The following is a 25,730-nucleotide window of genomic DNA, read 5'->3' as shown; positions in this document are numbered from 1 at the left end:
ATGAAAAAGATTTACATTTACTTTAAAATAGGCTTAACAATATTCGCATATAATGAAATCAAAAAGAACAGAAGGTGTGTACATGGCTGAGAAACATTTGATCGTATTGGATCTTGATGGTACCTTACTTACAGATAACAAAACAATTTCTTCAAGGACTAAGAAAACACTCCTGAAACTAAAAGAAGATGGACACGAAATTATGATCGCCACCGGGCGTCCCTTTCGCTCAAGTGAACTTTATTACCGGGAATTGGGGTTGACTACACCAATCGTTAATTTCAATGGCGCTTTCGTCCATCACCCATTACATACAAATTGGGGGGTATACCACTCTCCACTGGATATAAATGTTGCGAAAGATATTGTCGAAGCGTGTGATCAGTTTAAATATCACAACATCATCGCAGAAGTCCGGGATGAAGTTTATGTCCATTATCATGATGAAAAATTGATGAACATGTTCAATGTAGGAAATCCGATCATGAAGACAGGTGACTTGCGCAATTACCTTCAGGATTCCCCAACTTCGATGCTAATTCACACAGATAGTGAATTCGTAGGACAGATTCGCCAGCATCTATCCGATGTTCATGCAGAATTGGTCGATCATCGCCGCTGGGCAGAGCCTTTTCATATCATCGAAATAATAAAAAGCGGGTTAAGTAAAGCCGTAGGGCTAAAACGTGTATCCAACTATCTGGAAATTCCTCAAAACAGGATAATCGCTTTCGGTGATGAAGATAATGATTTGGAAATGCTCGAATACGCGGGAACCGGGGTGGCCATGGGAAATGCGATCTCACCAGTAAAAACGGTAGCAAATACGACTACATTGACAAATGAAGAAGATGGTATAGCCGTCTTCCTCGAAGAAAAATTCAATATAAAAGCCTAATACGTCATTTTTTACCTTCATAATATCGACCTTTCAAGCCAAACTAATATGGACAACATATCAATTCCGTTGTCAACAACGCTCAGAATCGGAGGAGATAAGAATGGGTAAAAGCAGTAAATCTAAACGATTTGTACAGCAGGGCAAAGAAAGTGTTGCCAGGCATGCCGAAAAAATCCCTTATCACACTACGTTTGAAGAGGCTGAAAAGGACAGGTTAAGAATTATGTCTGAACAAAGCTATGGTGGCTTCTAATGGGAAACAAATTATTCCAGAAGGCTAGGGAATTTGTTGAAGAAGCTCTCCACTCTGAGCATGACGGTGACCAGCAAAAGACAGAGGAAATCGCTAAAAACGCTCTTTCATCAGCCTTTGCCAATACGACCGAGGCCGAAAAAGAACAACTGCGGGAACTCCAGGAAGAGCTGGAAAACCACTCTAAATAAAGTGAAAGCCTCCAGATTTCCTGGAGGCTTTCGCTTTGTTTTCATCAATTGTTATTTCGTGCCTTACCGCCTTTTTCACCGATTTCTTTATAAAAGTCTTTACCATGGGAATCAGCAGTGGCTTCTCCGCCCTTTTGTCCAATTTCTTGATAGAATTCCTTATCATGATTATCCGATGTGGCTTCTCCGCCCTTTTGCCCAATTTCCCGGTAAAAATCCTTGTCGTGATTTTTAGAAGTGGCTTCCCCGCCTTTACGGCCCGCTTCCTGTCTGCTCATTTTTTCGTCGTTAGCCATTTTCATCACTCCTTCATAAGATTTTAAATTGGCGCTACATTATAAGAATTAGCCGTTTTGTACAGGCAATAAACTTAAAACGCCCAAATACTTCCTTTTGTAATAGAAGTGTAATGGCCTTGATTTTTTGTTAATATCATTCCCTGCGGAAAGTTCCAACAATGCCTGACGTTTCTATGATGTTTGTGAAAGCGTGTGGATCCACTTCCTTGATGATCCGTTCAAGGTCATACAGTTCATACCTTGTAATGACAATCAACAACATTTCCTTAGTTTCGTTGGTGAACGCCCCTTTTGCGGGAACCCTTGTAATTCCGCGAACTAACTTAGCATGGATTGCCTGTTTAAGTTCTTCGCTTTTCTTTGTAATGATCATGGCCGTAAGCTTTTCATGACGCGTATGTATCGCGTCCACGACACGGGTCGATGTATAAAGGGTAACAAGTGTATACAAAGCTTTTTCCGGTCCATAAACAGCACCTGCCGTTACAATGATCACGCCATTCAGCAGAAATAAATAAGTACCTACAGGTTTATCTTTCTTCCGTGAAAGAAGCATGGCGATAATATCCATTCCTCCAGTCGATGCACCGTATTTCAATGTGATCCCCACACCTACTGCAGCAATGACCCCGCCAAATACCGCATTCAATAATATGTCAGGTGACCAGCGTGTAATCGGAATGATTTCCATAAAGAAGGACATCAAGGCAACACTGAGGAAACTATAAAAAGTGAAAGACTTTCCAACCTTTCGCCAAGCAATGATCGTTACTGGAATGTTCAATAAAAGCAATAGAATACCTGTCGATACATTAAAAGGAGCAAAAGAACCAATCATCCTCGATAGAAGCTGGGCCACTCCCGTAAAGCCGCTTGCATATACGTTTGCCGGTATTAGAAAAAAGTTCATTGCGATGGCATTAAGCAATGCTCCGACCACAACTATGATAATTTTCTTCATTTCACCACTGTACATCCTAAAAACCTCCATTTCACCCTTATTCTATTATCTTTTTACCCTTAATTATTTATTCTATTTACGTAGAGATTGAATTTTTACCGTTACGTGCTACACTAAAAAGTAGAGTGACCACTCATTTTCTAAAAATTGTAAAAAGAAAGCAGGTGTATTATGGCTATCACAATTCTTGCAGATAGTGCATGTGATTTGCCGTTGTCTTTCTATAAGGAAAACAATGTTTCATTAATCCCTTTACAAGTCCATCTTGACGGGGAAAATTATGAAGATTTACTTACTATTAATTCTCACGAAGTCTATCAGGCGATGCTGGAAGGAAAAGCCCCGAAAACATCGCAAGCTTCCCCAGAATACTTTATAGAACTTTTCACACAGTTTGCCAAGGAGAAAAAACAAGGGATATATATTGCCTTTTCCTCTGAGTTATCAGGAACATATCAAACGGCAGTGATGATCCTTAATCAGGTGAAGGAAGAGTACCCTGACCTTGACATTGAAATCGTCAATACGAAATGTGCTTCGATGGGCGTCGGTTTAATTGTAAAGAAAGCAGCCGATCTGGCAGCAAACGGTGCCACTAAAGAAGAAATCCTGGCTGCCATCGAATTCCAAACGCGTCATATGGAGCATCTATTCACTGTAGATAACCTAGAATACCTGGCCCGTGGCGGCCGCATCTCCAAGACATCTGCCCTTGTTGGCGGTTTATTAAACATTAAACCGTTATTGCATGTTGAAGATGGAAAGCTTGTTCCGCTTGAAAAGATACGCGGCAAAAAGAAATTGATTAAACGTGTAATCGAATTAATGCACGATAGAGGCAAAAACTTAACAACCCAAACGATTGCCATCAGTCATGGTGATGATGAAGCAACGGCCCTGGAATGGAAGGAAGCCATCCAAAATGAATTCGGGACAACCGACTTCATGATCCATACAATTGGTTCCGTCATCGGTGCACATGCCGGTCCTGGCACAATTGCCCTCTTCTTCTTAAACGATACCCCTGAGAAATCATAAACATACATACTCCCTTCCATAATTGTGAACAATATATATTGATCAGATAATGGAAGGGAGTTTTCACTATGTCCAAAACAACCGATGACAATAAAAGGCCAAAAGATAACCAAGCGAGAAATGCTGAAAAAAATATCGCTTATCAGGAAAACCTTACTGCAGGTAAGCACTCCTATTCGAAGAAAACGGACCATAAATGAAGCGCGGGGCTTGTCCCCTCGCTTTTTTAATATCGTTTATATAGTTGTCTTCCTATCACACTTTCTCTATAATAAAGGAAATAAACCCTGCTGGAGGTAAGTGATGGCAAAGGAAAATTCATTTGATATTGTTTCGAAAGTAGACTTTTCAGAGGTAACGAATGCAGTTACCATGGCTATGAAGGAAATACAGACTCGCTATGATTTTAAAGGGAGCATAAGCAGCATCACCATTGAAAAAGAAGACCTGGTTCTAGTATCCGACGATGAATATAAGCTCGAACAGCTGAAGGATGTTCTCATCAGTAAGCTCATTAAACGTGACGTACCCGTCAAGAACCTGGATTATGGCAAATTAGAAGGAGCTTCTGGCGGAACCGTTCGCCAACGGGCCAAGTTAATTCAAGGCATCGATAAGGAGCAAGCAAAAAAAATCAATACAATCATTAAAAATAGCGGTCTTAAAGTGAAAAGCCAAATCCAGGATGATCAAATCCGGGTTACCGGTAAGAACCGGGATGATTTACAAGGAATCATCTCCGCGATCCGGGGCGCTGATCTGTCCATTGATGTACAATTCCTAAATTACCGCTAAGTATGAAGGCCTCACCTGCTTTGGGTGGGTCTTTTTTTATTTATTGCAACTGCCTCCATCAACTTCATCCCCCCTTTTCTTCAAATGAATCGCCTTCATGGAACATGGAAAGACTAGTCATGTTCCCTTGGAGTTAAAACATTAAACAAGACTTACTTTGGGCATTTTTTCCATGTTTTCTTTTTCCTAAAAGAAGGAATAGAAAAAGCGTAGATAATTAAATGGGAGGCGTTTATATCTTGACTACTCAAAACCAAAATCAGAACAAACAAGGATTTCCACCTCAACATCAGCAGCATCAACCTGGATTGGAAACAAAAATGGAACCGAACCCTGATTCAGTTAAAGCTGCCTACAAAGGAAGCGGCAAATTAAAAGGTAAAACGGCAATCATAACAGGAGGAGACAGCGGAATCGGTAAATCAGTTGCCATTTACTACGCTAAAGAAGGAGCGAATGTGACAGTTGCATACTTGGATGAACATGAGGATGCCAAAGCGACAAAAGAATTGATTGAAAAAGAAGGCCAGAAATGTTTACTCATTTCCGGTGATATCGGTGATGAAGCCTTCTGCCAGGAAGTCGTCAAAAAAACGGTTGATGAATTTGGCGGTTTAGACATTCTAGTCAACAACGCCGGAGAACAGCATGTGCAGACAAGTATCCTGGACATTTCAGCTGAACAATTGGAAAAAACGTTCCGCACGAATATTTTTTCGATGTTCCACTTAACTAAAGCTGCATTGAAGCATCTTAAAAAAGGAAGCAGCATCATTAATACAACCTCTATCACAGCCTATCAGGGCAACCCAAAACTAATCGATTACTCTTCAACAAAAGGTGCAATACTTGCATTTACAAGAGCCCTGTCGAACTCCATTTCAAAAGATGGCATCAGAGTGAACGGTGTGGCTCCAGGCCCGATCTGGACACCGCTGATTCCTGCCTCATTCGGTGAAGAGGATGTTGCCAAATTCGGACAGGATACTCCAATGGGCCGTGCAGGGCAGCCAGAGGAATTGGCACCAGCCTATGTATATTTGGCAAGTGATGATTCATCCTATGTCAGCGGACAAGTCATCCATGTAAACGGCGGGACCGTTGTAAACGGATAAGCCTTCCCTTTCCAAAAGCAGTGGATTTCACAAATCCGCTGCTTTTACTCTTTCAAGCAGGATATTTCCGGTTAACGCGGAATATATGAATGAGAGGAGTGGAGTCATTTTTGAAAAATATTGTAGATCCATGGTTCACCGTTCAGGAATTGGACTCAAAAACTTTTTCAATCAGTGAATATGGTCATTGGGAGAAAGTTCATTCCTTTTTATTACTTGGGGAGACCCGGGCTGCGTTAATCGACACAGGTTTAGGCATCGATTCGATTAAGCGGATTACAGACCAGCTTACCGATCTTCCGATTATCGTCCTGACCACACACGTTCATGCGGATCATATTGGCGGTCACGGTGATTATGATACCATTTATGTTCATGGTGATGATGCCAATTGGCTGATCAACGGCATTGAAGGTTTGTCCTTGGAACAAATAAGAAAGAACATTGCACGGGATATCACTATACCCATACCCGAATCATTCGACCCTTTTACATACAAGCCATATCAGGGTTACCCTGATAGGCTCTTATCGGATGGTGACACGATTGATCTGGGCAACCGCAGTTTAGGCATTTATCATACACCAGGGCATTCACCTGGCCACATTTCAATTTTGGATAATGAAACAGGTTATTTATTCACTGGCGACCTGCTTTATTCAGATACTCCCGTTTATGCATTTTATCCCTCGACAAGCCCTGAAGACCTTGTGAATTCGTTAGAAAAAATCGCAAAGATCAAGGCAGTCTCCAAAATCTATGGCGGACACAACCAACTCGGCCTCGAACCAAAGATCCTTGAAGAAGTCCTTGCAGCCATTCAATATCTTAAAGAAAATAAATTAGTCAGGCACGGAACGGGTGTACATGCATTCAAAAGTTTCAGCGTTCATTTCTAGCAAAAAAAAGGCATTGCTCTTGCAATGCCCTTTTCGTCAATAAGTCATGGCCATTGCACCTTGCTTGATCGATCTCGATCTGCAGGAATGCCTTTCCACGAAATGATGTGGAATGATGGTCCCGGCAGGAGCATCCCCAGTCTGCAGCATGTCAATGATGCCCTTAGCGGCCTGATATCCCAAATCAAAAATATTAATATCTACGGAAGTCAGGGCCGGTAATGACAGTTCAGAGAAAAGAACGTTATTGAAGCTGACGATTGACATTTCTTCAGGAGTGCGCACGCCCATCTCGCGAAGTGAATGCACGATGCCAAGTGCCATGAGATCATCACTGACCACCAAAGCGGTAGGCGGTTCATCGATGGATAGTAACCTTTTTGCAGCGGCTTGTCCCCCTTCATGCAAAAAATCTTCATGCAGGGTATATTCCCTCCTTCGATCGATTCCAGCCCTCTCCAATGCCCGTTCATATCCTGATAAGCGATCAAGGGTCATCACAAGGGTTACATCACCTCCGATGAATCCAATCCTTTCATGTCCTAGCTGTATGAGGTAATCCGTTGCCTGTTCGGCTGCCAAGACATTATCATTATCAACATATGTTATCTCCTCGATGTAATCATAGGGCTTCCCAATGATTACAAATGGAAAAGCCCTTTCTCTCAAATAGGTCAGAATGTGATCGTTCATCCTTGAATACATCAGGATTATTCCATCCACCATCCCCCCCTGCACCATATTCACTACTCCTTCGTAGATTTCATCTTCGGTTTTTCCCGTGCTTAGCAACAGGGAATAGTGGTTTTCCTGGGCTCCCTCACTTAGACCCTGGAGGATCGTCGGAAAAAAGGGATTTTGATAATAATCATTTGACGAACTTGGCATTACCAAACCTATGATCCTGGTCGATTGATTGGCAAGACTACGTGCAATGAAGTTTGGATGGTATCCTAATTTAGTCATCGCCTTACGTACCCGTACCTTTGTTTTTTCACTTATCCGAGGATTGTTTGCAATCACTCGAGAAACTGTTGAAGGAGCAACATTCGCTAGCTGTGCCACATCTTTTATTGTGATGGCCATGCATTTCCCCTCTCCCCTCTTAGCCTTTATTGACTTCATTTTTAAAAAAGGTGAATACCAATAAACACTTCTTTAATATTTGTTTTATATTTATACATTTTGTATGTATTCATAATACACTCAGTTCAATAGTTATATCCATACTTTTTTTAATGTTTGTTCAATTTTTCAGAAAATACTTACTTTTCCGTTTTTTTCATCTATGTTTTAAAATTCAAAAAGAAGCTGATGTATGATCAGCTTCCTAAAAAACGACAGGTGTATTGGAAAATAAGAAGTCAGACGACTAACTACATAGGTTTTAAGCTAATTTCCAATCAAGTCCATAGCAATCAATAACGATAAATCCTCGTTTCATATGGACGTAAATCAATAAGGGGCACCTCAGGGCAATCATCATAATTAGCTAGTAAAAGTTCCATTTTTCCCCAATAAGAAAGGTCGATTTGATGGTGATTCATACTAAAATTACAAACTACCATGACTGAATTATCATTCATATTTCTTGTATAAATATAAAGTTCAGGGTGATCTTCCCATAACAATTCATATTCCCCATAAACGAGGACCTGATGTTTTTTTCGAAGTTCAATCATCTTTTTATAAAAATGATAAATGGATGACGGGTCATTTTTCTGCTGTTCTACATTAATGGCGCGATAATTTGGATTAGCCCTCATCCAAGGTGTTCCATGGGTGAATCCGCCATTTTCAATATCGTTCCATTGCATCGGTGTTCGTGAATTATCACGGCCGCTATGCCATATAATGTTCATGATTTCATCATGAGGACGACCTTTCGAGGTCTCTATCCGGTAAAAGTTTTTCATTCCGACATCATCATAATCATCAATCGAATCAAATTGGACATTCGTCATGCCAATTTCCTGACCTTGATAAATAAAAGGTGTCCCTTGCATGAAAAAGTATAGGGCCCCTATCATTTTTGCGCTTTCCAACCAATATTGATGATCATTTCCCCAGGTGGATACACTTCTCGGCTGGTCATGATTTTCAAAAAACAAGGCATTCCATCCTTTGTTTTTCAGCCCCTTTTGCCATTTGGTCATTGTGCGCTTTAACCCTTGAACATCAACATCGTGATTCTGTCCCCTATTCCAAAGCCCAAGATGTTCAAATTGAAAGATCATATTGAACTTCCCATTCGATTCCCCGACCCATTCTTCCGCCTGCTCAATCCTGACGCCATTGGCCTCACCGACCGTCATGATATCATAATTAGAGAAAGTCTCTTCTTTCAACTCCTGAAGGTAATCCAGAATCCCGTCCTGATTAGTATGCATTTCAAACGCAGGTACATACTGATGCCAATAAGGATTGGGCATATCCGGAAGGCCTTCACGCTTATGAATATGCGTGATCGCATCAATCCGGAAGCCATCGATTCCCTTATCGAGCCACCAATTGACCATTTCATATAATGCCTTTCGCACATCAGTATTTTTCCAGTTTAAGTCTGGCTGCTTTTCGGCAAATAAATGTAAATAGTATTGATTGGTCCTTTCATCGAATTTCCAGGCACTTCCGGAAAAGATGCTTTCCCAATTATTGGGCTCACGGCCGTCCTGCCCATCCCTCCATATATACCAATCCCGTTTCGGATTATCGCGGGAAGAACGTGACTCGACGAACCAGGGGTGCTCATCACTTGTATGATTCAAAACAAGATCGAGTATCACCTTCATCCCACGTCCGTGAACATCTTTCAATAACAGATCAATATCTTCGATTGAACCGAATTCATCGGAAACTGCTTGATAATCACTAATATCATAGCCATTATCCGCATTGGGCGATTTATAAAATGGACAAATCCAAATAACATCTATCCCCAAATCCTGCAGGTAGTCAAGCTTAGATATCAATCCTTTTATATCCCCGATTCCATCACCATTACTATCCATGAAACTGCGCGGGTATATTTGATAGCAAACCGCTTCTTTCCACCAGGTCTTATTCATGCTGTAACCTCCCGATCCTGTTTTCCACAAAGCCTTAGGGACAATGTTTGGCGGCTACCGACAATCGAGAGGCATATGATTATTTTGGTTGGTTCCGTTTTGAACGCTTAATAACCAAAGCAATGAATATACCAAAAATAAGAAGAACCAATCCTATAACTAACAGGTAAGGAATATTAATAATCGACTTAGGTGACAGCGTGTAGACTTCTGTCGTCTCCCTGTCGATTACGATAGAGTAACTGTTGTCCTTACTGCGGACCAGATCCCCATTCAGCATACCTCTCAACTCTTTATTGCTTTCAAGTTCCTTATCAGTAAGGTTTATCGTTTGAGTTTCAGTCGTATTGTTCATGGCGACGACAATCGTTTCTTCACCATATACAAGCTTGAATACCGAAGCTCCTCCTTTTTCATATAAAAGCTCCATATTCCCTTTTTTCAATGCTGGGTACATGTCTCTGAGGTCAGAAAGCTTTGTTATATATTCCACCAATTCCTGTTCTGTCTTAAAATTCATCAACTTATGATTATCCGGGGCAATATCGCCGTTTAAGGCAATTTCCGATCCATAAAATACGATTGGCACCCCTGGCATCGTATATAGATACGACAGCGCCATTCTCCATCTGGAACCTGGATTTTCGTTATGGTCGGCTGCATCCTTTGTAAACCGGGGCATTCCCTCCGTATCCATGAACAAAGCCTGATGGGCATTGCCCCCTAATTCATCTTCGCTTTTCGCAAACGCATCAAAAACAGGTTTCAATTCTTTATCGGGGGCAGCAAATGCTTCCCGTAGCTCTGAATTTTGCGGATAAGCCATAAAAGCATCGATACCCGTCTCCTTGTAGCTTGAAATCAATTCGGCATCACCTTGTACATCGCCGATTGTATAGAAATTTGATTTTTCAGATTTAACTGCATCCACAAATTCCTTCCAAAAATCCTTCGCTACGTATTGGACTTTATTTATACGGTATCCATCAATATCGGTTTCCGTTATCCACCATTTGGCAGCATCCAGTAAATATTTTCTTGTTTCCTCATTATCTTGATTCAAATCGGGAAGACCATCGACCCAGCCTGTTTCCAAATCCGTTTGGCTGCCGTCCTTTGAAATCTTTTTTTCTTCATGGAACCAACCTTGTTTTTGGGGATCGGTCAGCCAAGTGGAGTCAGGACCCACATTATTTGCTTGAAAATCAATGATCACCTTCATATCGCGTTTATGTGCCTCATACACGAGTTTTTTAAACTCTTTCATTGTCCCATAGTGTTTATCCGTTTTATAAAAATCGGCCACCCAATCGCCATGATAGCCATTTTCATCATTTGCGAAAATCGGTGAAAGGATGATAGCGGTATAACCCATATCTTTTAAATAATTAAGTTTCTTCGTGACACCTTCGAAATCCCCACCATTAAACGCGGAAGGGTCATTCACGTTCGCATCTCCATTATTTTGAGTATTTCCATCGAAAAATCTGTCGACCAATAATGAATATACGATTTCATCCTTCCAAGTTCGTTGTTCTTTTTCAGCTGCTCCTACTGGAATGGCGTAAAAAAGAAGCAACGGAATTAAAGCGAGTGATAACACTCTTTTTCTCATATCCGCTCTCCTCCTAGCTATCTCTTTACGCCTTTAAGATTAGCCTTTTGACCCCTTAACGTCAAATCCAATTTATAAAAAACTTTACACTAAAGGGACAAATTGGGGATACTGGTTATGGTTTCTGAATCGAAAAAGAGCAGAACATGATTAACGTTCTTTTTTTATCGTCTTGACCGCTTTATCCAAAGCCCTTTTTGGTTTTGCTTTTTGAGTGGTCATTTCATCCATGGCTGAATTCATCGGTCCCCATACCTTATTCATTTCCGGAATATTCGGTACTGGTTCAGCGTATTGTAATTGTATGCTTAAGGCTTGTGCCCTTTCATTTTCATTGATTGCGGCATTGTGTTTGATTGATTTATTCGGAGGGATTTCCCCTGTTAAATCATAACGCTGCATTGCATTATCATCATTAGTCAAATATTCAACTAACTTCGTAGACCAATAAGGATGTTTTGTGAATGCTGTTACATGCCAGCCTTTGATTTCCATGAACGTTTTCATTGGCTGGCCATTGGGTAATTCAGGCATGGGGGCAATTCCTATATCCTTCCGCTCGGTAAATGAGTTCCCGTCACTCATGATAGATGCCAAATTCCCTTGTATGAACAACTTTTCGATCGCTGCCTTGTCGCCTTTTGGAATCAAACCCGCCCTATACCATTTTTGGATGTATGCAGCCCCTTTTATGGCACCCTTATTATTCAAACCAATGTCGGAAGGGTCTAGTTTTCCATTCTTATCTTTAAATATATAACCTCCCATTCCAGCGATCACTCCATACGAATCATGGAAATCATTCCATTTGGCGTAGTAACCATGAACGTTACCCTTTCTTAATTCCTTCGCCATTTTATAAAGGTCATTCATCGTCTCAGGTGCCTTAGTCATCAATTTTTTATTATAAAAGAAAACGGATGTGTTTACGGATTTCGGCAATCCAAATACCTTATCTTGATACATTTCCCCCCTAATTGAAGGTTCAATGAAGGCATTCAATACCTCATCTTTCACCTTCACTTCCTGAATTAAGCCTTCCTTCACGATTTGCCCGACTCTTTCATGAGAAAAAGTTACGACATCCGGGGCCTTTCCGTTTCCGATTGGCCCATCACGACGAAGCCGCTCATACATCTCGGTAGCCATTTCAAGCTCTTCATGCTCAACGTTGATTCCATATTCTTTTTCAAAAGCTTCAATCACCGGCTTTAGGGCCTCCGCTCTACCTTTTTCCTCCCAAATGATCAATTTTTCCGGCTTCGCTTCATTACTGGCTTCGTCTTCTTTTTTCTTATTTTCTTTCACTGCTTCATTTTCCAAATCTGAACTGGAACCACAAGCACTTACACTAACGATCAAAAACATGGACATGAACAAATGAAAAATCAGCTTCTTCACTTTGATTCTCCTTTTTAAAATGTTTATTCTATCATGTCCAAAAGCACCAAATAATACTGTTTTTTCAGTTCAGTACTTCAAATAAAGCGACTTAATGAAAGCGGTGCCAATGCTATTGTTATCATTATATGAACGGCTTTGGTTTTTACAACATTTTCCTTGGCGTATTTATTTCCTTGTAGTGATGAACACTTTTTGTTATTTTTTAGTTAATAAGTGCTTCTTTTAATTGAAATAGGGTATATAACCATATTGAAAAAACACTTAACCTGGCTAGTGCAGCTTCATAGAGATCTCCCTCATAAACAGCTGGAAGTTTCCTTTTTCACATCCTCAAATACTTATAGAATTGGAGTGGTTTAAAATGGAATTTTCATCCATACACCATAGACCTAATGACAATTACGGCTATCCCATCAACACTGAAACCCTACATATCCGCCTACGTACGAAAAAACAAGATATCTCCTCAGTTGGATTGATTTTTGGTGATCCATACATATCAGATAATGGTCAATGGCAGTACGAAGAGCTTCCCATGAGTTTGTCAGGCAGCGATAACCGTTATGATTATTGGCATATTTATGTGAAGCCTCCCTACCGAAGAATTCGTTATGGGTTCAAGGTAACCTCAGAAGATGAAAGTGCTTTTTACACGGAAAAAGGCTTCTTTAAAGAAGCCCCCCGAGATCCCGGATGCTATTTCGCGATTCCCTATCTGCACCAAAATGAAGTTTTCGGGGCACCGGAATGGGTCAAGGATACAATTTGGTACCAAATTTTCCCTGAACGTTTTGCGAACGGAAACCCCGACAACGATCCGGAAGGTGTGAAACCCTGGGGAAGTGAAGACCCGGCGGTGGATAATTTTTTTGGCGGGGACTTTGAAGGAATCATTGAACATTTGGATTACCTAGAGAATCTCGGCATCAACGGAATCTATTTCACGCCAATCTTCCATGCTTACTCCAATCATAAATACGATACGATTGATTATCGGAGTATCGATCCGCAATTCGGAACGAAGGAAACATTGAAAACGCTCATAACCGAATGTCACAAACGGAATATCCGGGTCATGCTGGATGCCGTTTTTAACCATAGCGGCTACTATTTCCCCCCTTTTCAGGATCTGCTCGAAAAAGGAGAGAAATCGAAATATAAGGATTGGTTCCACCCACATAGCTTCCCACTTAAGGGAGGGGAAAGGCCCAATTATGAAACATTCGGTTTTTTTGAATCGATGCCAAAATTGAATACGGCAAATCCGGAGGTGAAAGAATATCTGCTCGAAGTCTCGGCTTATTGGATCAAGGAGTTCGATATAGACGCCTGGCGGCTCGATGTGGCAAATGAAGTTGATCAGCCATTCTGGCGTGAATTTCGAACAACGGTGAAAAATATAAAGCCTGACCTTTATGTTCTTGGGGAAATTTGGCATGACTCAATGCCATGGCTTCGCGGCGATCAGTTCGATGCCGTCATGAATTACCCTTTCACCAACCAAGTTTTTCGCCTGATCGCCTCACAAACCATCAATGCACGCGAGTTCACAGAAGAAATGACAGCCATCTATCACAGTTATCCGACCAATGTTTTTGATGTGACATTCAATCTTCTTGGAAGCCATGATACACCGCGGATTTTCACGGATTGCGGGGAAGATCTAGCTCGAGCCAAGCTCATCCACGCAATCCTGCTGACATTCAATGGCAGCCCTTGTATATACTATGGCGATGAAATCGGCTTAACCGGTGGCATGGATCCAGGGTGCCGAAAATGCATGGTCTGGGAAGAGGAAAAACAAAACACCGAGCTGCTCAATGAAATTAAGGCATTGATCTTCTTGCGAAAAGAAGAAAGATTACTTGCCAATGACGGGAAGTTCAAATTCCTTGATACAGCCGGAAACGAAAATATCGTGGCCTACCAAAAGTATAATGAAAAACGTTCTGTCGTGATCCTCATCAATCCGACGGATGTCCAACAAACCTTTACCCTCCCTTTGGATTTGGAAGGACGTACACTAACGGATTTAAGAACAAAAGAAACCACACAAGTTGGCAAATTTGAATTGAGCGGTTATCAATATAAAATTCTCGCAATCAATCATTGAGGCAATGAAAAAAACGGGGCAATGAAAATCATTCGCCCCGTTTTTTTCATTCGATTATTTGGATTTCATATTCTTTGAACCATACATGGGTTTGTGCCAAGTGAGCGAGCAGCTGTGGACCTGACATCAATTGCCCGAACCACGGCACTTTAAAAGCGGCACCCTTGGAATCTACTATATCGGTTAGCTTTTGCTTATCGAAAAACTCATGCAGGACCGAATTTTTATCCATCAGTAAGTCTTTCAACCACGCCTGCACACGGTCTGTATATATAGGGTTATGGGTTTTTGGATATGGACTTTTTTTACGATATAATACTTCATCCGGTAACAGCCCCTCCAAAGCCTTCCTTAGAATACCCTTTTCACGGTTGCCTTCCATTTTCATTTCCCAAGGAATGTTCCATGCATATTCAACAAGGCGATGATCCGCAAATGGCACGCGCACCTCTAAACTTGCACCCATACTCATCCGGTCCTTCCGGTCAAGGAGAGTCGTCATGAACCATAATAAATTCACATAGAAAAGCTCTCTCCGCTTTGCCGCTACACCGCTTTCCCCTTCCAATTTAGGCGTTTCGGCAAGGGTGGTCAAATAAGCTTCCTGCGCATATTCCTCAAGCCTCAATTTCTCGCGCCATCCCTTTTTCAATAAAGATACCCGCTCATCCGTAGATCTCATCCATGGAAAACCAGCACGATTCAAATCATCTTCACGATGAAACCATGGGTAACCGCCAAAAATTTCGTCCGCACATTCACCGGACAAGCCTACGACAAAATCCCGCTTGATTTCCTTACAAAACCAAAGTAAGGAAGAATCGACATCCGCCATGCCTGGGAGGTCCCTTACAAGGACAGCTTCCGTTAAATAATTTGTCAACTGCTCTTGAGAGATGATCGATGAATGGTGAACCGTGTTAAAACTATCCGACATCTTTTTAATCCAATACCCATCAGAGTTAGGCTGAAAATCATTTGCTTCAAAATAGCGCTCATTATCCTCATAATCAATGGAATACGTATGAAGCGGCCCTTTCCCTTCTTTTTGATAGGCGTTTGCAGCAATGGCCGTTATTGCGCTTGAGTCAAGCCCTCCTGATAAGAAGGTACAAAGCGGAACATCTGATACAAGTTGCCGTGTCACTGCATCTTCGACAAGGAAGCGAACCTTCTCGGCCGTCTCATCAAGCGTATCCCGGTGTTCTTCGCTTTTCACATTCCAATATCTCCAAATCCGGAGGCCTTTCCTTGATAAGGTAAGCGCATGGGCAGGCCTTAATTCCTGGATATTATGAAATACGCCTGAACCTGGCTTCCGGGATGGACCAACACCAAAAACCTCAGACAGCCCTTCGCGGTCAATCTCCGTTTTAACATCCGGATGGGCCAGAATCGCCTTCAGCTCCGATCCGAAAATGAACCCGCCGTCCCTTTCCGCATAAAAGAATGGTTTTACCCCCATGCGATCTCTTCCAACGAATAATTTCTGTTCCTCTTCATCCCAAATCGCAAACGCAAAAATCCCATTGAACAGGTCAATGCATTTTTCTTTCCATTCTATATAAGAAGTTAGCAAAACTTCTGTATCAGAATGACCGTTAAAGGAATATCCTTTTAATAATAGCTGTTTACGAATATCCTCGGTGTTATATAGCTCACCATTATAACAAAGCGTATATCTGCCGTTTTCGTGATTTTTCGTCATCGGCTGTTTTCCGCCTTCCGCATCGACAACCGTTAACCGTTTATGACCAAAGGCAACATGGGCTTCGCTCCAAACATTTTCTTCGTCTGGCCCCCGCTTTGCCAACGTTTTTGTCATGTTTTCCAGCGTTTTCGTTTTTGTCCGTAAATCTTTTTGAAAATGCACCCAGCCTGTTATCCCACACATTTTACACTTCATCCTTTCTATCCGGACTATCAAAAATATATTGGCTCCCTGTCTTAAAAAGATTTACAGTCCCTAAGTATCGCTTTAGCATCATCCGTAGGACCCCCTGCCCACAACGCCCGGCGTCGTTAATGAATTGTTGAGCAAAGCGTCCCGTGTTTAAACATAGCCTATGCAAAGACGGAAAGATGGTTATTTGTCCATAATATTTTAAAATATACAGTTATATTTTCATTGGATTTTGACTAAAAAGTAGGTGAGGATTCCACTATTGGAGGTATATGTATGAGTCAGCAACAACGAACTAAGTTAATGAACAGGCAAACAAGAGCTTTTACCGAAGGAACAGTGGAAAATATCAATCAACAATGGATTTTTTTTGATGATGAAACAGATGAGGCCTGCTCCATTGAAGACCACGTTGACAGCATCATCGAAGTGTACAGGGGTGGGCGCTGGCAGCAAGGAGTAATTGAAGAAGAGGGAAAAATCCTGCTTCATCGGGAAATCACCTTCTTAAGGGAAAATGAGCCCATTCGGATACGCAAAAAACTGCTCTACTCTTTTGAACGTTTATTGGAAGAATTGAACGACGATTCTTTTTTCCAATTTGTAACGACATTGAATTCACTTGATTTTTCTATTTATGATTGTATATATAGCTATAACCAGCTCACTTTTTTAAGGGCCGTCCCTAACCAGTCCGGCGTGAATTTCTTCACCTTTGATAACGAGAGCCAAATATGCCTCGTTCAGCACCACTTTTCTTATGGGAAGAAGGATCATGATCGTTTTGAATTCACCCTGAACACCGGAAAAAGGATCGTCATTGAGAAAGTGAATTCACAATAACGGGTAAAAGAAAACGGGTAAATGAGATTTCCTCATTTACCCGTTTTTCATTTATTTATTTAAAAATATACAATCCTTGTGGCAAGGAAAGCCCTAAATAAAGGACGAATACAAGCGCTACGATGAACAATATCCACATGGCACCTGTGCTTTTTCCTTTTTTCGTACGGACCAGCACCATTTCCATCGCCGCAATCACGATGATTCCGACAATCATTTTCACTGCGTAAGCACCAAAATCAGTGATCAGCATGCCGCCAGTAAGGAAAATCAATAGATAGAACAACCGTGTTATCATATGTAGCATTTTCGCTTTCGGGTTTTCACCTTTAAGCATCGAATATGTGACAAAGAAAAGAATGATTCCGATAACCCAAGCTGTAATATGCATATGTGTCATTTTTTTGCCCCCTCGTTCAGTTTCCATTTCATCATATCATAGGCTTTTACAAAAAAACAAAACTAAGGATCCACCTGAATGGGTAAAACCAACAATTTAATGAACATCATTTACATTTCTTCTTAACTGGTCCTCAACGGCGCATAACCGGCTTTTTACCATATGTAAAAAAACGCCATATATATTCAACCGGTCCGTAATTAAACAGACCCATCCACAATAAGGAAAGCAGAATTTGCAGGCAAAACAGGGCTATTAGGAAAACAAAACCTGTCGTATAAGAGACTGATCCATATAAACCAAGCCCATATGAATAAAAAATGGCCGTACATACCATCGATTGGAACAAGTAATTGCTCATCGACATCCTTCCGATATACGAAAGCGGGTATAACAGGCGGGAAGCCCCTGCCCGCTCCGCCAAAAGCGCGATTGCCGTGATATAAAAAATCGTAAGTAACGGTCCTCCCAAATAATCCTGCACGAATATCGTACCAAAATGGTATACCGTCACATATGGCAGAATCTTTATTGACATGCCCAATAGCAAGCTTACAATCGATATCGCTTTCAATTGTCGTTTATATTGGGCTGGATTTTGGAGAAAGCCTTGTTTTGCAACACCTGCTCCCATTAAAAAAAACGGAAAAATCGATAAAAAAAGGATAATGGCATTAAAAGGGTTGTTCACCATATACCAATCCAGCGCCCTTTGACTCATCAGTTCCGTAAATGTACCAGATTGATAAACTTCCAAAGACTGTTTCATCATCGCCGAATCAGTCGTAACCGCCATCCCTTCACTATCAAAAATGCCCATTATAAGAAATAGAGAACCCAATATCGCAAATGGTAGGACATAACAAACCGAGCCTAGCAGAATTAAATTCCTGCCCTTCATCTTATAAAAAAACAAAAGTGCAAACCCAAATACAGCATAATTAATGAGGATGTCCCCATGCCAGATGAAGAAAGCATGAATGCATCCAAGTATCAGCAGGAAACTTAGCCTTTTCATATATAGTAACGGAAATGAAATACCCTTTTCTTCACTCCTTACTGCCAAAATGATTGCCCCGAAACCGAACAGAAAGGCAAATAACGGATAAAAGCTGGCCTGTGCGACGATATCACTGAATCTGTACAAAATCCTGTCCCATCCTCCGGACCACCGCTCGGCACCGTCTATGTACAAAAGCGGAGAGTGGAATGAAGGCATATTCACTAAAAAAATCCCTAAAATGGCTAATCCACGTAAAATATCGATGCTTACGATCCGTTTACTTTCCTGCAATGGTACCATCGTGTCCTTCATAGGTACACCCTCTTTCATCCATACAGATTTTTCTATAACTCCATTGCACCATCTTTAACTTTCGTGACCGCTTTTTGCTTTTTTATCAGTATGACAAACAAGCTGCCCAATAAGCAAAAGATTCCTGCAAGGAAGAATGCCCATGTATAGGAGTTGAATATTTTGAAGATAAGCCCTCCACCGTACGCCGCCACTGCTGCACCGACCTGATGGGCCGCGAATATCCACCCGTATACGATCCCGCTTTTCTCCATGCCAAAGACTTGCCTTGAAATGCTTATGGTCGGAGGAACGGTGGCAATCCAATCCAACCCATAAAAAACGGAAAAAATGATCAATAGGCCGATTGAGCCTTCATTTAGCGCAAAAGGAAGTAATACGAGGGAAGCACCCCTTAGAGCGTAATACCAAAACAAAAGCCAACGGTTATCAAAACGATCTGATAACCACCCGGATACAGTCGTACCAATCAAATCAAAGATTCCCATGAAAGATAGCAGTGATGCAGCCGTCACAACCGGTAAACCAAAACTAATGCAGTAAGAAATGAAATGTGTGCCGATCAACCCGCTCGTTGAAAGTCCGCATATAAAAAAGCTTCCTGCCAATAACCAGAATTCCTTCACTCTCACTGCTTCAATCAACGACTGAAAGGCCATGGCGATGGGGTTCTTCTTTTGGGCTGTAACAGCCTCCAGATTTTCCTCTTCTAATCCATATGGAAGAGTGCCCACTTCCTTCGGATTGTTTTTCATGAACAAAAGGATGATTGCCAGCATGATCAAGCTAAGGACCAAAATTAATCCAATCGCCCATCTCCACGAGTAATTCTCAATGATGATGGCTAAAACCGGAAGTAAAATGAGCTGACCTGTGGCCGTACTTGCCGTGAGTATCCCGACCGCCAGTCCCCGCCTCTTCTCGAACCAACGATTTGCCACATATGGGCTCAATACCGTTAAAAACACTCCAGAACCCAATCCAATGATAATTCCCCAAATAAGAATGAGCTGCCACTCATGCTCCATGAAAAAAGTGAGTAAAATCCCTGCCAATAAAGTGGACATGGCCAATACCATCATTTTCTTCAATCCAAGCACTTCAATTAGAGCGGCCATGAATGGACCCGATAATCCATATAGAAACAAACTTATGGCGAAGGCTAAAGAAATGACGGACCGGTCCCACCCGAACTCATTTTCAAATGGAACGATGAATACTCCCGATGATGACCTAACGATTCCGGCTACAATAATCGAGAAGAATGTTATGATTAAAATAACCCAGCTATAATGAATACGTTTCAATGCTCTCCCCCACAATCCAAGACTCTTACAATAAATGATGAAAAAATGAAAATTATGATAATTTGAAATATTTTATAATAATAACACTTTCTCGTTAAACAGGATGCTTTTTACCGAAACAAATTCCAATCTCTTGAATGACCATCCTTATCCAACAATGGCATGAGTTACTGCGGCTTATTTACGAATGCAAAAATATCGCCCCCGCAATCTTCATTTATCCGATCCGATATCTTCATAGCTTAATATGAATCCCATCGAACGGGCAAACAGAAAAAAACGCTGATCATTTCTGAACAGCGTTAGCGAGCTTCAATTGACGAATCTGCCTGTTTTCCCCTTAGATTCCCAGTAATCATTACGGAGATGGATTTTTTGTATTTTCCCCGATGCCGTTTTCGGAAGCTCATCGACGAACGACACACTGGTAACTGATTTGAAGTGAGCTAGTTTTTCCCGTGTGAAGGCCTTTATATCATCCTCCGTTAAATCCACGCCCCTTTTTGGCACAATGAAGGCATGCGGCGTCTCTCCCCACTTTTCATGGGGAACGGCAATGACTGCCGCTTCAAGAATGTCCGAATGTTCGTAGAGCACTCCTTCCACTTCTATGGAAGAGATATTTTCTCCGCCACTAATGATGATATCCTTTTTGCGGTCAACGATATCCACATTGCCATTTTCATCGATGGTGGCCATATCCCCTGTATGCAGCCATCCATTTCTCAATGTCTGGCTGGTCGCTTCTTCATTTTTCCAATAACCTAACATCACTCCATGACTCCGGACAATGAGCTCCCCGATATCCACGCCATCATGGGCCACTTCCTCACCATTTTCATGGATGACCTTTACCTCACTGCCTATGATGGGATACCCAGCTTTCGCCTTCATTCTGTATTTTTCTTTTTCCGAAAGATCGTCGAATTCAGAACGAATCAGCGATATCAGACTAACCGGTGTCGATTCAGTCATTCCGTAAATTTGAATGAATTCCCAGCCTAACTCTTTTTCCACCCTTGTAACGAATGCAGGAGGCGGAGCGGAACCCGCAACAACGATTCGAATATCCTGCTCGAGATTCGGAACATTCCGTTCATAATATTGAAACAAAGAATTCAGAACCGTTGGTGCCATATGCATGATGGAAACCTTATGCTTTTGTAATGCATCAAATATCCTTTCAGGGCTGGTTTTCCTCAAACAAACTTGAGTGGCACCATTTGCCGTATAATAAAATGGGGCACCCCACCCATTCACGTGGAACATCGGCAGTACATGCAAATATGTATCGCGGTCATTGACCCTGAAATGATGCATCGCACCCAGGGCATGTAAGTAGTTGTTGCGGTGAGTCAGCATCACCCCTTTAGGATTCCCTGTGGTCCCGCTAGTATAAAGGAGGCTCGAAACATCATTTTCATCCACGGTCTCCCGGTTAAAGCACTTGTCATCATAACGTTCCAGCCAATTGTTGTAATCGGTTTCACTTATCTCTTCATCTTTATAATGAACGATAATGTGCTCCACCGATTCCAATTCATCCTTGACAGGGGAAATTAGATGATACAATTCCTGATCTACAAAAAGGACCTTTGACTCGCTATGGTTCAAAATGAATACATAGTCGGCAGGCTTCAAGCGGATATTCAAGGGAACGATTACTGCCCCAAGCTGAAATACCCCATAAAAGCCTTCAAGCATTTCAATTGAGTTAGGTGCCAAATATGCCACCTTATCACCCTTTTTGACTCCAAGATCCCTTAAACCATTTGAAAGCTGGTTTACACGGCCGTTCAATTCTGCGTAGGTTAATACCTTGTCATCTCCAATGATGGCTTTCTTATCGCCATATAGTAAGGCTGCTCGATCTAAGAAATGCGATAATACTAATGGTACATTCATTTCCTCACCTCTAGTTTTATTTGAAAATTCTGAATTAGTATTATATTACCATATCTGTTTATAACATTTCAATAATATCCACCAGTGTTATATAACAACATATTAATAGGCAGATGAATCACATCAATCATCAGTCAACATACAATACATTGAAACTCCCTTCAGTGATAGGCTCATGGCCTGAGATTCAGGGGAAAACCAGAATAAAAAAAGGGTGATTTTCTTGCCGGCCATCGTAGGAGTCGTTCAAGTCATCAACGTCGGTAGCAGTGGAATTGTCCATATTGGTGACGTCTTTAAAATTAGTCCCTATTCCACCTCAAAAACGTTTGCAGGTGCTGGCTCGTTTAATACGGGTGAATCCATATCCCTTTATAATGCCTATAGCACCACGAATACAAATGATACAGATGGTGTTGATCAGCCACTGGTCTTAAATCTCTAATGTTTTAAGAAAGGAGTCAGTATGATCTTCAATATTCACCAGACCATACAAATTAATATGATAAAAATTGAAAGCATCGCCAATTCATCCGTTTTTCAAATAGGAAGTGCCGGGGTGATCAAACCATATTCCACATTGGCCAATACCGGTGGATTCACTGAGCCTGCTCCCGCAATTGAAGCCGATGTAATCCCATTAACCAGTTTCGTCCCGTTTACACCCTCCTAGTTCATAGGCATTCACCTACCTCCAACTTTTTCATATACTGTCTTATATGAGATTAACTTATTGTGAAGGTGGGGTGTTGAATCGTGAATCAGGATCTCTATTCATATTCCATACAAATGCAGCGTTTCCTTGAAGCCCAGGATAAACGGATCATGAAACTTGAACACGAACTCAAACGCCTGACAGATGAAATTGCCGAGCTGAAAAATAAACCGCCAATCCATGTGGATAAAATTGAATATAAATTCGATCAGTTAAAGGTCGAATCTTTAGATGGAACATTGAATATCGGTTTAAATCCAACTGACCTTAACAACATTGATGAATTTGCCGTCAACAACCAACCCATCCAACCAGCACCTAACCTATTTCCAGGCAGGGAAATCGTCGTCCAGGAAATTCACAACGATATACTTTCAGACTTGGAAAATATGATCAACGATGCGGAAACCCAGCTGAAAATATCATTGGAACCCTCTTATCATGACTTCATTAAGCAAGACGTCGAGCGCCAGCTTCATCAACGAATCAATATGTATTTCGATAATCTTTCTTACGCCGAACGTGCACCGCAGCAACGGGATAATATCAAGGAAAAGATCAGGGAAAAGGTGAAATCCGATATTCAAACTGCATTATTCCAATTCATTACCCATTCACAAGCCGAGACAGGAGGAAATCCAAATGGAGTTTAATGTAACCAATCACCAGCTTTGTGTAGGTGATATAAAAATTACCGGTGTAGCAAGCTCTGCTTTATTTCTCATAGGGGATGTACAAACGGTCCAATTATCTTCCGCATTCGATACCCCGCCGGAATCCCTTATCATCGGGCCATTCGTGCCTCTTTCTCCAGAAGGATAAATAACATGTTTTCTAGAATATCAAAAGTAAAATCTTTATTATCCGACACGGTATCATTCAGCTCCACCCTGCAAATTGGGGATACTTCATATATAGATGGAAATGCCCTGGCTATAGCCGTTCAGAAGAAAAGTGAAACTTTCGATTCAGCGGATATTCATTTCGAGAACTATGACATTTTTAAGAAACCACTTTATATCCCGAGATTGAATGAACCAGTCATATCAAGTTTTTCAAATCCTAATCCCTTCATACGGGTCGGCAATATCAATATAATCGGGATATCAGCCTCATCTGTCGTTGGTGTGGGGAACGTAGGCCATGCACGTATGGAATCAAGAGTGAAGCATATTCGGGATGTTCCTAAAAAACCCGAAGAGACACCAATCGATGATTCAACCAACAACACTTAAATTTTAAAAGGAGGGGTTCATATGCCCGCCATTATCGGCCCAGTTCAAGTATTTAATGTCGCTCAAGGAAATCTGTTATTCGGTGATTGCGCCGTCATTTCCCCTAAGTCTTCCTCCAAATCCGTTAGCGGATCCGGCTCAGGGAACACGGCTGCAATCGTTTTTACGGCCAATGGCCTGAATGGAAGCAACGTCCTTGATGTCAATGGGGTCGACCAACCCATTACAGGGAATAATTAGTCATAGAAAAAGCCTCCCATTTCCAGGAGGCTTTTAAATTCGGCTTATTTCTCTAACATGTTAAATACTTGCTCAACATCTTTGTCTCCCCTGCCTGATAAATTAACGATCAGTATATCATCTCTTGTTAACTCTTTTGCGAGCTTCATGGCGTGAGCTAGAGCATGTGAGCTTTCGAGAGCCGGAATGATGCCCTCTGTTTTGGATAATACCTGAAAAGCTTCAAGAGCTTCTTCCCCTTTTACCGTCACATACTCCGCTCGTCCGCTTTCTTTCAAAAAACTATGCTCGGGTCCCACGCTCGGGTAATCCAAACCTGCAGCTATGGAGAATGTCGGTTTTGGTTCCCCTTGTTCGTCCACTAACGTCAAACTTTTGAATCCGTGCAATACTGCCGGGACACCTTGAGAAATACTTGGGGCTTCAATTGGCTCTACACCAATTAAACGGACATTGTCTTCATCAATATAATGAGCAAAAGCACCGATCGCATTACTTCCCCCTCCTGCACAAGCAATGATGGCAGTTGGCAGTTTTCCTTCCTTTTCATGGATCTGGCGCTTCGATTCTTCACTTATGATTGATTGGAAATGTTTAACGATCGTTGGATATGGGTGTGGTCCCACTGCTGAACCAAGCAAGTAAAAAGTATTTTCATAGTTTTGCACCAAATCATTCAATGCCTCATCAACGGCATCCTTCAATCGACCCTGTCCCTTTTCGACCGCTACGACTTTTGCCCCCAGCAATTCCATCCGAAAGACATTCAATGCCTGCCTCTCCGTATCCAGCTTACCCATATAAATCACACACTCCATGCCAAACATCGCACATGCAGTCGCAGTCGCCACACCATGCTGTCCAGCGCCAGTTTCTGCGATGATGCGTTTAGCACCCATCCGTTTAGCGAGCAGGATTTGTCCGATCGCATTATTAATTTTGTGAGCACCTGTATGATTCAGGTCTTCACGCTTCAAGTATATTTTTGCCCCGCCAACCTTTTTCGTTAAATTCTTTGCAAGTGTTAACGGGTTTTCGCGTCCGACATATTCTTTCAAATAATATTGAAACTCCTCAATGAATTCCGGGTCATCCTTATATTTCAGGAATTCCGTTTCTAAAATATCCATAACTTCCTGAAGTTCACCCGGTACAAAGCTTCCGCCGAACTCACCAAAATATCCCTTGCTCTTGATCTCACTCGTCATACTCTTC

General features: G+C 41.6%; 27 protein-coding genes and 1 pseudogene. 16 read left to right on the top strand and 12 right to left on the bottom strand.

The annotated features are described in order from the left end of the window. The first annotated feature begins 82 nt into the window (after positions 1-82). The 3 genes from OSJ91_RS07025 to OSJ91_RS07015 all read left to right on the top strand — a co-directional run bounded on the left by OSJ91_RS07025 (position 83) and on the right by OSJ91_RS07015 (position 1,345). Entirely contained in the window at positions 83-898 is an 816-nt protein-coding gene (locus tag OSJ91_RS07025; RefSeq protein ID WP_241590635.1) for a Cof-type HAD-IIB family hydrolase, read from the top strand. 103 nt (positions 899-1,001) lie between these two features. Further along, positions 1,002-1,154: a hypothetical protein gene (locus OSJ91_RS07020; RefSeq protein ID WP_164468789.1), complete on the top strand. Its 153-nt coding sequence runs from the start codon at positions 1,002-1,004 to the stop codon at positions 1,152-1,154. Beyond that, a complete protein-coding gene (locus tag OSJ91_RS07015) occupies positions 1,154-1,345 on the top strand; it encodes a DUF3813 domain-containing protein (RefSeq protein WP_137017169.1) in 192 nt (63 codons plus the stop codon). Before OSJ91_RS07020 ends, OSJ91_RS07015 begins: the two co-directional genes overlap by 1 nt. Positions 1,346-1,392: 47 nt before the next feature. Here OSJ91_RS07015 and OSJ91_RS07010 read toward each other — a convergent pair. Both OSJ91_RS07010 and OSJ91_RS07005 read right to left on the bottom strand, forming a co-directional pair. Further along, positions 1,393-1,641: pseudogene (locus OSJ91_RS07010) on the bottom strand (KGG domain-containing protein); the annotation flags it as partial. Between the two features lie 136 nt (positions 1,642-1,777). Then, positions 1,778-2,620 carry a YitT family protein gene (locus OSJ91_RS07005; RefSeq protein ID WP_137017165.1) on the bottom strand — a complete coding sequence of 281 codons (843 nt, stop codon included), beginning with the start codon at positions 2,618-2,620 and terminating at the stop codon, positions 1,778-1,780. Positions 2,621-2,776: 156 nt separating this feature from the next. Here OSJ91_RS07005 and OSJ91_RS07000 point away from each other — a divergent pair, with 156 nt between their 5' ends. The 5 genes from OSJ91_RS07000 (at position 2,777) to OSJ91_RS06980 (ending at position 6,452) form a co-directional block, all read left to right on the top strand. Then, a complete protein-coding gene (locus tag OSJ91_RS07000) occupies positions 2,777-3,643 on the top strand; it encodes a DegV family protein (RefSeq protein WP_350301719.1) in 867 nt (288 codons plus the stop codon). A gap of 68 nt (positions 3,644-3,711) precedes the next feature. Continuing rightward, positions 3,712-3,843 carry a DUF3941 domain-containing protein gene (locus tag OSJ91_RS06995; protein ID WP_082196697.1) on the top strand — a complete coding sequence of 44 codons (132 nt, stop codon included), beginning with the start codon at positions 3,712-3,714 and terminating at the stop codon, positions 3,841-3,843. A gap of 103 nt (positions 3,844-3,946) precedes the next feature. Further along, the gene (locus tag OSJ91_RS06990; RefSeq protein ID WP_063232211.1) at positions 3,947-4,438 is read left to right on the top strand and encodes a YajQ family cyclic di-GMP-binding protein; all 492 of its coding nucleotides are present in this window, start codon (positions 3,947-3,949) and stop codon (positions 4,436-4,438) included. 239 nt (positions 4,439-4,677) lie between these two features. Further along, complete coding sequence (locus OSJ91_RS06985; protein WP_048686877.1) at positions 4,678-5,553, top strand: SDR family oxidoreductase; 876 nt, start codon at positions 4,678-4,680, stop codon at positions 5,551-5,553. A gap of 119 nt (positions 5,554-5,672) precedes the next feature. Beyond that, positions 5,673-6,452, top strand: a complete 780-nt coding sequence (locus OSJ91_RS06980; protein WP_413020269.1) for an MBL fold metallo-hydrolase — start codon at positions 5,673-5,675, stop codon at positions 6,450-6,452. Between the two features lie 36 nt (positions 6,453-6,488). On the opposite strand, the gene OSJ91_RS06975 is transcribed toward OSJ91_RS06980, so the two are convergent. The 4 genes from OSJ91_RS06975 to OSJ91_RS06960 all read right to left on the bottom strand — a co-directional run bounded on the left by OSJ91_RS06975 (position 6,489) and on the right by OSJ91_RS06960 (position 12,536). Beyond that, a complete protein-coding gene (locus OSJ91_RS06975) occupies positions 6,489-7,538 on the bottom strand; it encodes a LacI family DNA-binding transcriptional regulator (RefSeq protein WP_350301716.1) in 1,050 nt (349 codons plus the stop codon). 332 nt (positions 7,539-7,870) lie between these two features. Continuing rightward, entirely contained in the window at positions 7,871-9,520 is a 1,650-nt protein-coding gene (locus OSJ91_RS06970) for a glycoside hydrolase family 13 protein (RefSeq protein ID WP_485891283.1), read from the bottom strand. Between the two features lie 79 nt (positions 9,521-9,599). Next, positions 9,600-11,135, bottom strand: coding sequence for an alpha-amylase family glycosyl hydrolase (locus tag OSJ91_RS06965; protein WP_485891282.1), 1,536 nt, complete (start codon positions 11,133-11,135; stop codon positions 9,600-9,602). 150 nt (positions 11,136-11,285) lie between these two features. Beyond that, complete coding sequence (locus OSJ91_RS06960; RefSeq protein WP_485891281.1) at positions 11,286-12,536, bottom strand: sugar ABC transporter substrate-binding protein; 1,251 nt, start codon at positions 12,534-12,536, stop codon at positions 11,286-11,288. A 364-nt stretch (positions 12,537-12,900) separates the two neighbouring features. On the opposite strand from OSJ91_RS06960, the gene OSJ91_RS06955 reads away from it, so the two are divergent. Next, positions 12,901-14,652, top strand: coding sequence for a glycoside hydrolase family 13 protein (locus OSJ91_RS06955; RefSeq protein WP_485891280.1), 1,752 nt, complete (start codon positions 12,901-12,903; stop codon positions 14,650-14,652). Between the two features lie 46 nt (positions 14,653-14,698). Here OSJ91_RS06955 and asnB read toward each other — a convergent pair whose 3' ends face one another. After that, a complete protein-coding gene (gene asnB / locus OSJ91_RS06950) occupies positions 14,699-16,546 on the bottom strand; it encodes an asparagine synthase (glutamine-hydrolyzing) (RefSeq protein WP_485891279.1) in 1,848 nt (615 codons plus the stop codon). A gap of 285 nt (positions 16,547-16,831) precedes the next feature. Here asnB and OSJ91_RS06945 point away from each other — a divergent pair, with 285 nt between their 5' ends. Next, positions 16,832-17,398: a DUF2777 domain-containing protein gene (locus tag OSJ91_RS06945; protein WP_020018810.1), complete on the top strand. Its 567-nt coding sequence runs from the start codon at positions 16,832-16,834 to the stop codon at positions 17,396-17,398. Positions 17,399-17,453: 55 nt separating this feature from the next. Here OSJ91_RS06945 and OSJ91_RS06940 read toward each other — a convergent pair whose 3' ends face one another. The 4 genes from OSJ91_RS06940 to OSJ91_RS06925 form a co-directional block, all read right to left on the bottom strand. Beyond that, entirely contained in the window at positions 17,454-17,798 is a 345-nt protein-coding gene (locus OSJ91_RS06940; protein ID WP_350301710.1) for a YisL family protein, read from the bottom strand. Between the two features lie 133 nt (positions 17,799-17,931). Then, a complete protein-coding gene (locus OSJ91_RS06935) occupies positions 17,932-19,113 on the bottom strand; it encodes a DUF418 domain-containing protein (RefSeq protein WP_350301709.1) in 1,182 nt (393 codons plus the stop codon). Positions 19,114-19,145: 32 nt separating this feature from the next. Next, positions 19,146-20,420, bottom strand: coding sequence for an MFS transporter (locus tag OSJ91_RS06930; RefSeq protein WP_350301708.1), 1,275 nt, complete (start codon positions 20,418-20,420; stop codon positions 19,146-19,148). 312 nt (positions 20,421-20,732) lie between these two features. Beyond that, positions 20,733-22,325, bottom strand: coding sequence for a long-chain-fatty-acid--CoA ligase (locus OSJ91_RS06925; protein ID WP_485891278.1), 1,593 nt, complete (start codon positions 22,323-22,325; stop codon positions 20,733-20,735). A gap of 223 nt (positions 22,326-22,548) precedes the next feature. Between OSJ91_RS06925 and OSJ91_RS06920 the strand changes: the two genes are divergently transcribed. The 6 genes from OSJ91_RS06920 (at position 22,549) to OSJ91_RS06895 (ending at position 24,515) form a co-directional block, all read left to right on the top strand. Then, positions 22,549-22,770, top strand: a complete 222-nt coding sequence (locus OSJ91_RS06920; RefSeq protein WP_063577089.1) for a spore germination protein — start codon at positions 22,549-22,551, stop codon at positions 22,768-22,770. Between the two features lie 21 nt (positions 22,771-22,791). Further along, the gene (locus OSJ91_RS06915; RefSeq protein WP_350301707.1) at positions 22,792-22,998 is read left to right on the top strand and encodes a spore germination protein GerPB; all 207 of its coding nucleotides are present in this window, start codon (positions 22,792-22,794) and stop codon (positions 22,996-22,998) included. Positions 22,999-23,081: 83 nt separating this feature from the next. After that, positions 23,082-23,693, top strand: a complete 612-nt coding sequence (gerPC, locus tag OSJ91_RS06910; RefSeq protein ID WP_350301706.1) for a spore germination protein GerPC — start codon at positions 23,082-23,084, stop codon at positions 23,691-23,693. Beyond that, positions 23,683-23,862 carry a hypothetical protein gene (locus OSJ91_RS06905; protein ID WP_034314611.1) on the top strand — a complete coding sequence of 60 codons (180 nt, stop codon included), beginning with the start codon at positions 23,683-23,685 and terminating at the stop codon, positions 23,860-23,862. The genes gerPC and OSJ91_RS06905 overlap by 11 nt, the downstream gene beginning before the upstream one ends. A gap of 5 nt (positions 23,863-23,867) precedes the next feature. Then, on the top strand, positions 23,868-24,275 hold the full coding sequence (locus OSJ91_RS06900) for a spore germination protein GerPE (protein ID WP_350301705.1): 408 nt from the start codon (positions 23,868-23,870) through the stop codon (positions 24,273-24,275). A 21-nt stretch (positions 24,276-24,296) separates the two neighbouring features. Then, complete coding sequence (locus OSJ91_RS06895; RefSeq protein WP_095391926.1) at positions 24,297-24,515, top strand: spore germination protein; 219 nt, start codon at positions 24,297-24,299, stop codon at positions 24,513-24,515. A gap of 44 nt (positions 24,516-24,559) precedes the next feature. Here OSJ91_RS06895 and trpB read toward each other — a convergent pair whose 3' ends face one another. After that, positions 24,560-25,723 carry a tryptophan synthase subunit beta gene (gene trpB, locus OSJ91_RS06890; protein WP_350301704.1) on the bottom strand — a complete coding sequence of 388 codons (1,164 nt, stop codon included), beginning with the start codon at positions 25,721-25,723 and terminating at the stop codon, positions 24,560-24,562. Between the last annotated feature and the right edge of the window lie 7 nt (positions 25,724-25,730).

The organism is Bacillus sp. T-10(2022) (assembly GCF_056502895.1).
Note: the sequence above shows the minus strand (reverse complement) of the source record. Positions and strands in the feature narration are given on the sequence as shown.

What these genes read in the sequence shown, in the direction of transcription:
- OSJ91_RS07025 (WP_241590635.1), top strand. Translation starts at nt 83, where the DNA reads ATGGCTGAGAAACATTTGATCGTATTGGATCTTGATGGTACCTTACTT.
- OSJ91_RS07020 (WP_164468789.1), top strand. Translation starts at nt 1,002, where the DNA reads ATGGGTAAAAGCAGTAAATCTAAACGATTTGTACAGCAGGGCAAAGAA.
- OSJ91_RS07015 (WP_137017169.1), top strand. Translation starts at nt 1,154, where the DNA reads ATGGGAAACAAATTATTCCAGAAGGCTAGGGAATTTGTTGAAGAAGCT.
- OSJ91_RS07005 (WP_137017165.1), bottom strand. Translation starts at nt 2,620, where the DNA reads ATGTACAGTGGTGAAATGAAGAAAATTATCATAGTTGTGGTCGGAGCA.
- OSJ91_RS07000 (WP_350301719.1), top strand. Translation starts at nt 2,777, where the DNA reads ATGGCTATCACAATTCTTGCAGATAGTGCATGTGATTTGCCGTTGTCT.
- OSJ91_RS06995 (WP_082196697.1), top strand. Translation starts at nt 3,712, where the DNA reads ATGTCCAAAACAACCGATGACAATAAAAGGCCAAAAGATAACCAAGCG.
- OSJ91_RS06990 (WP_063232211.1), top strand. Translation starts at nt 3,947, where the DNA reads ATGGCAAAGGAAAATTCATTTGATATTGTTTCGAAAGTAGACTTTTCA.
- OSJ91_RS06975 (WP_350301716.1), bottom strand. Translation starts at nt 7,538, where the DNA reads ATGGCCATCACAATAAAAGATGTGGCACAGCTAGCGAATGTTGCTCCT.
- OSJ91_RS06970 (WP_485891283.1), bottom strand. Translation starts at nt 9,520, where the DNA reads ATGAATAAGACCTGGTGGAAAGAAGCGGTTTGCTATCAAATATACCCG.
- OSJ91_RS06965 (WP_485891282.1), bottom strand. Translation starts at nt 11,135, where the DNA reads ATGAGAAAAAGAGTGTTATCACTCGCTTTAATTCCGTTGCTTCTTTTT.
- OSJ91_RS06955 (WP_485891280.1), top strand. Translation starts at nt 12,901, where the DNA reads ATGGAATTTTCATCCATACACCATAGACCTAATGACAATTACGGCTAT.
- asnB (WP_485891279.1), bottom strand. Translation starts at nt 16,546, where the DNA reads ATGTGTGGGATAACAGGCTGGGTGCATTTTCAAAAAGATTTACGGACA.
- OSJ91_RS06945 (WP_020018810.1), top strand. Translation starts at nt 16,832, where the DNA reads ATGAGTCAGCAACAACGAACTAAGTTAATGAACAGGCAAACAAGAGCT.
- OSJ91_RS06940 (WP_350301710.1), bottom strand. Translation starts at nt 17,798, where the DNA reads ATGACACATATGCATATTACAGCTTGGGTTATCGGAATCATTCTTTTC.
- OSJ91_RS06935 (WP_350301709.1), bottom strand. Translation starts at nt 19,113, where the DNA reads ATGAAGGACACGATGGTACCATTGCAGGAAAGTAAACGGATCGTAAGC.
- OSJ91_RS06925 (WP_485891278.1), bottom strand. Translation starts at nt 22,325, where the DNA reads ATGAATGTACCATTAGTATTATCGCATTTCTTAGATCGAGCAGCCTTA.
- OSJ91_RS06915 (WP_350301707.1), top strand. Translation starts at nt 22,792, where the DNA reads ATGATCTTCAATATTCACCAGACCATACAAATTAATATGATAAAAATT.
- OSJ91_RS06905 (WP_034314611.1), top strand. Translation starts at nt 23,683, where the DNA reads ATGGAGTTTAATGTAACCAATCACCAGCTTTGTGTAGGTGATATAAAA.
- OSJ91_RS06900 (WP_350301705.1), top strand. Translation starts at nt 23,868, where the DNA reads ATGTTTTCTAGAATATCAAAAGTAAAATCTTTATTATCCGACACGGTA.
- OSJ91_RS06895 (WP_095391926.1), top strand. Translation starts at nt 24,297, where the DNA reads ATGCCCGCCATTATCGGCCCAGTTCAAGTATTTAATGTCGCTCAAGGA.
- trpB (WP_350301704.1), bottom strand. Translation starts at nt 25,723, where the DNA reads ATGACGAGTGAGATCAAGAGCAAGGGATATTTTGGTGAGTTCGGCGGA.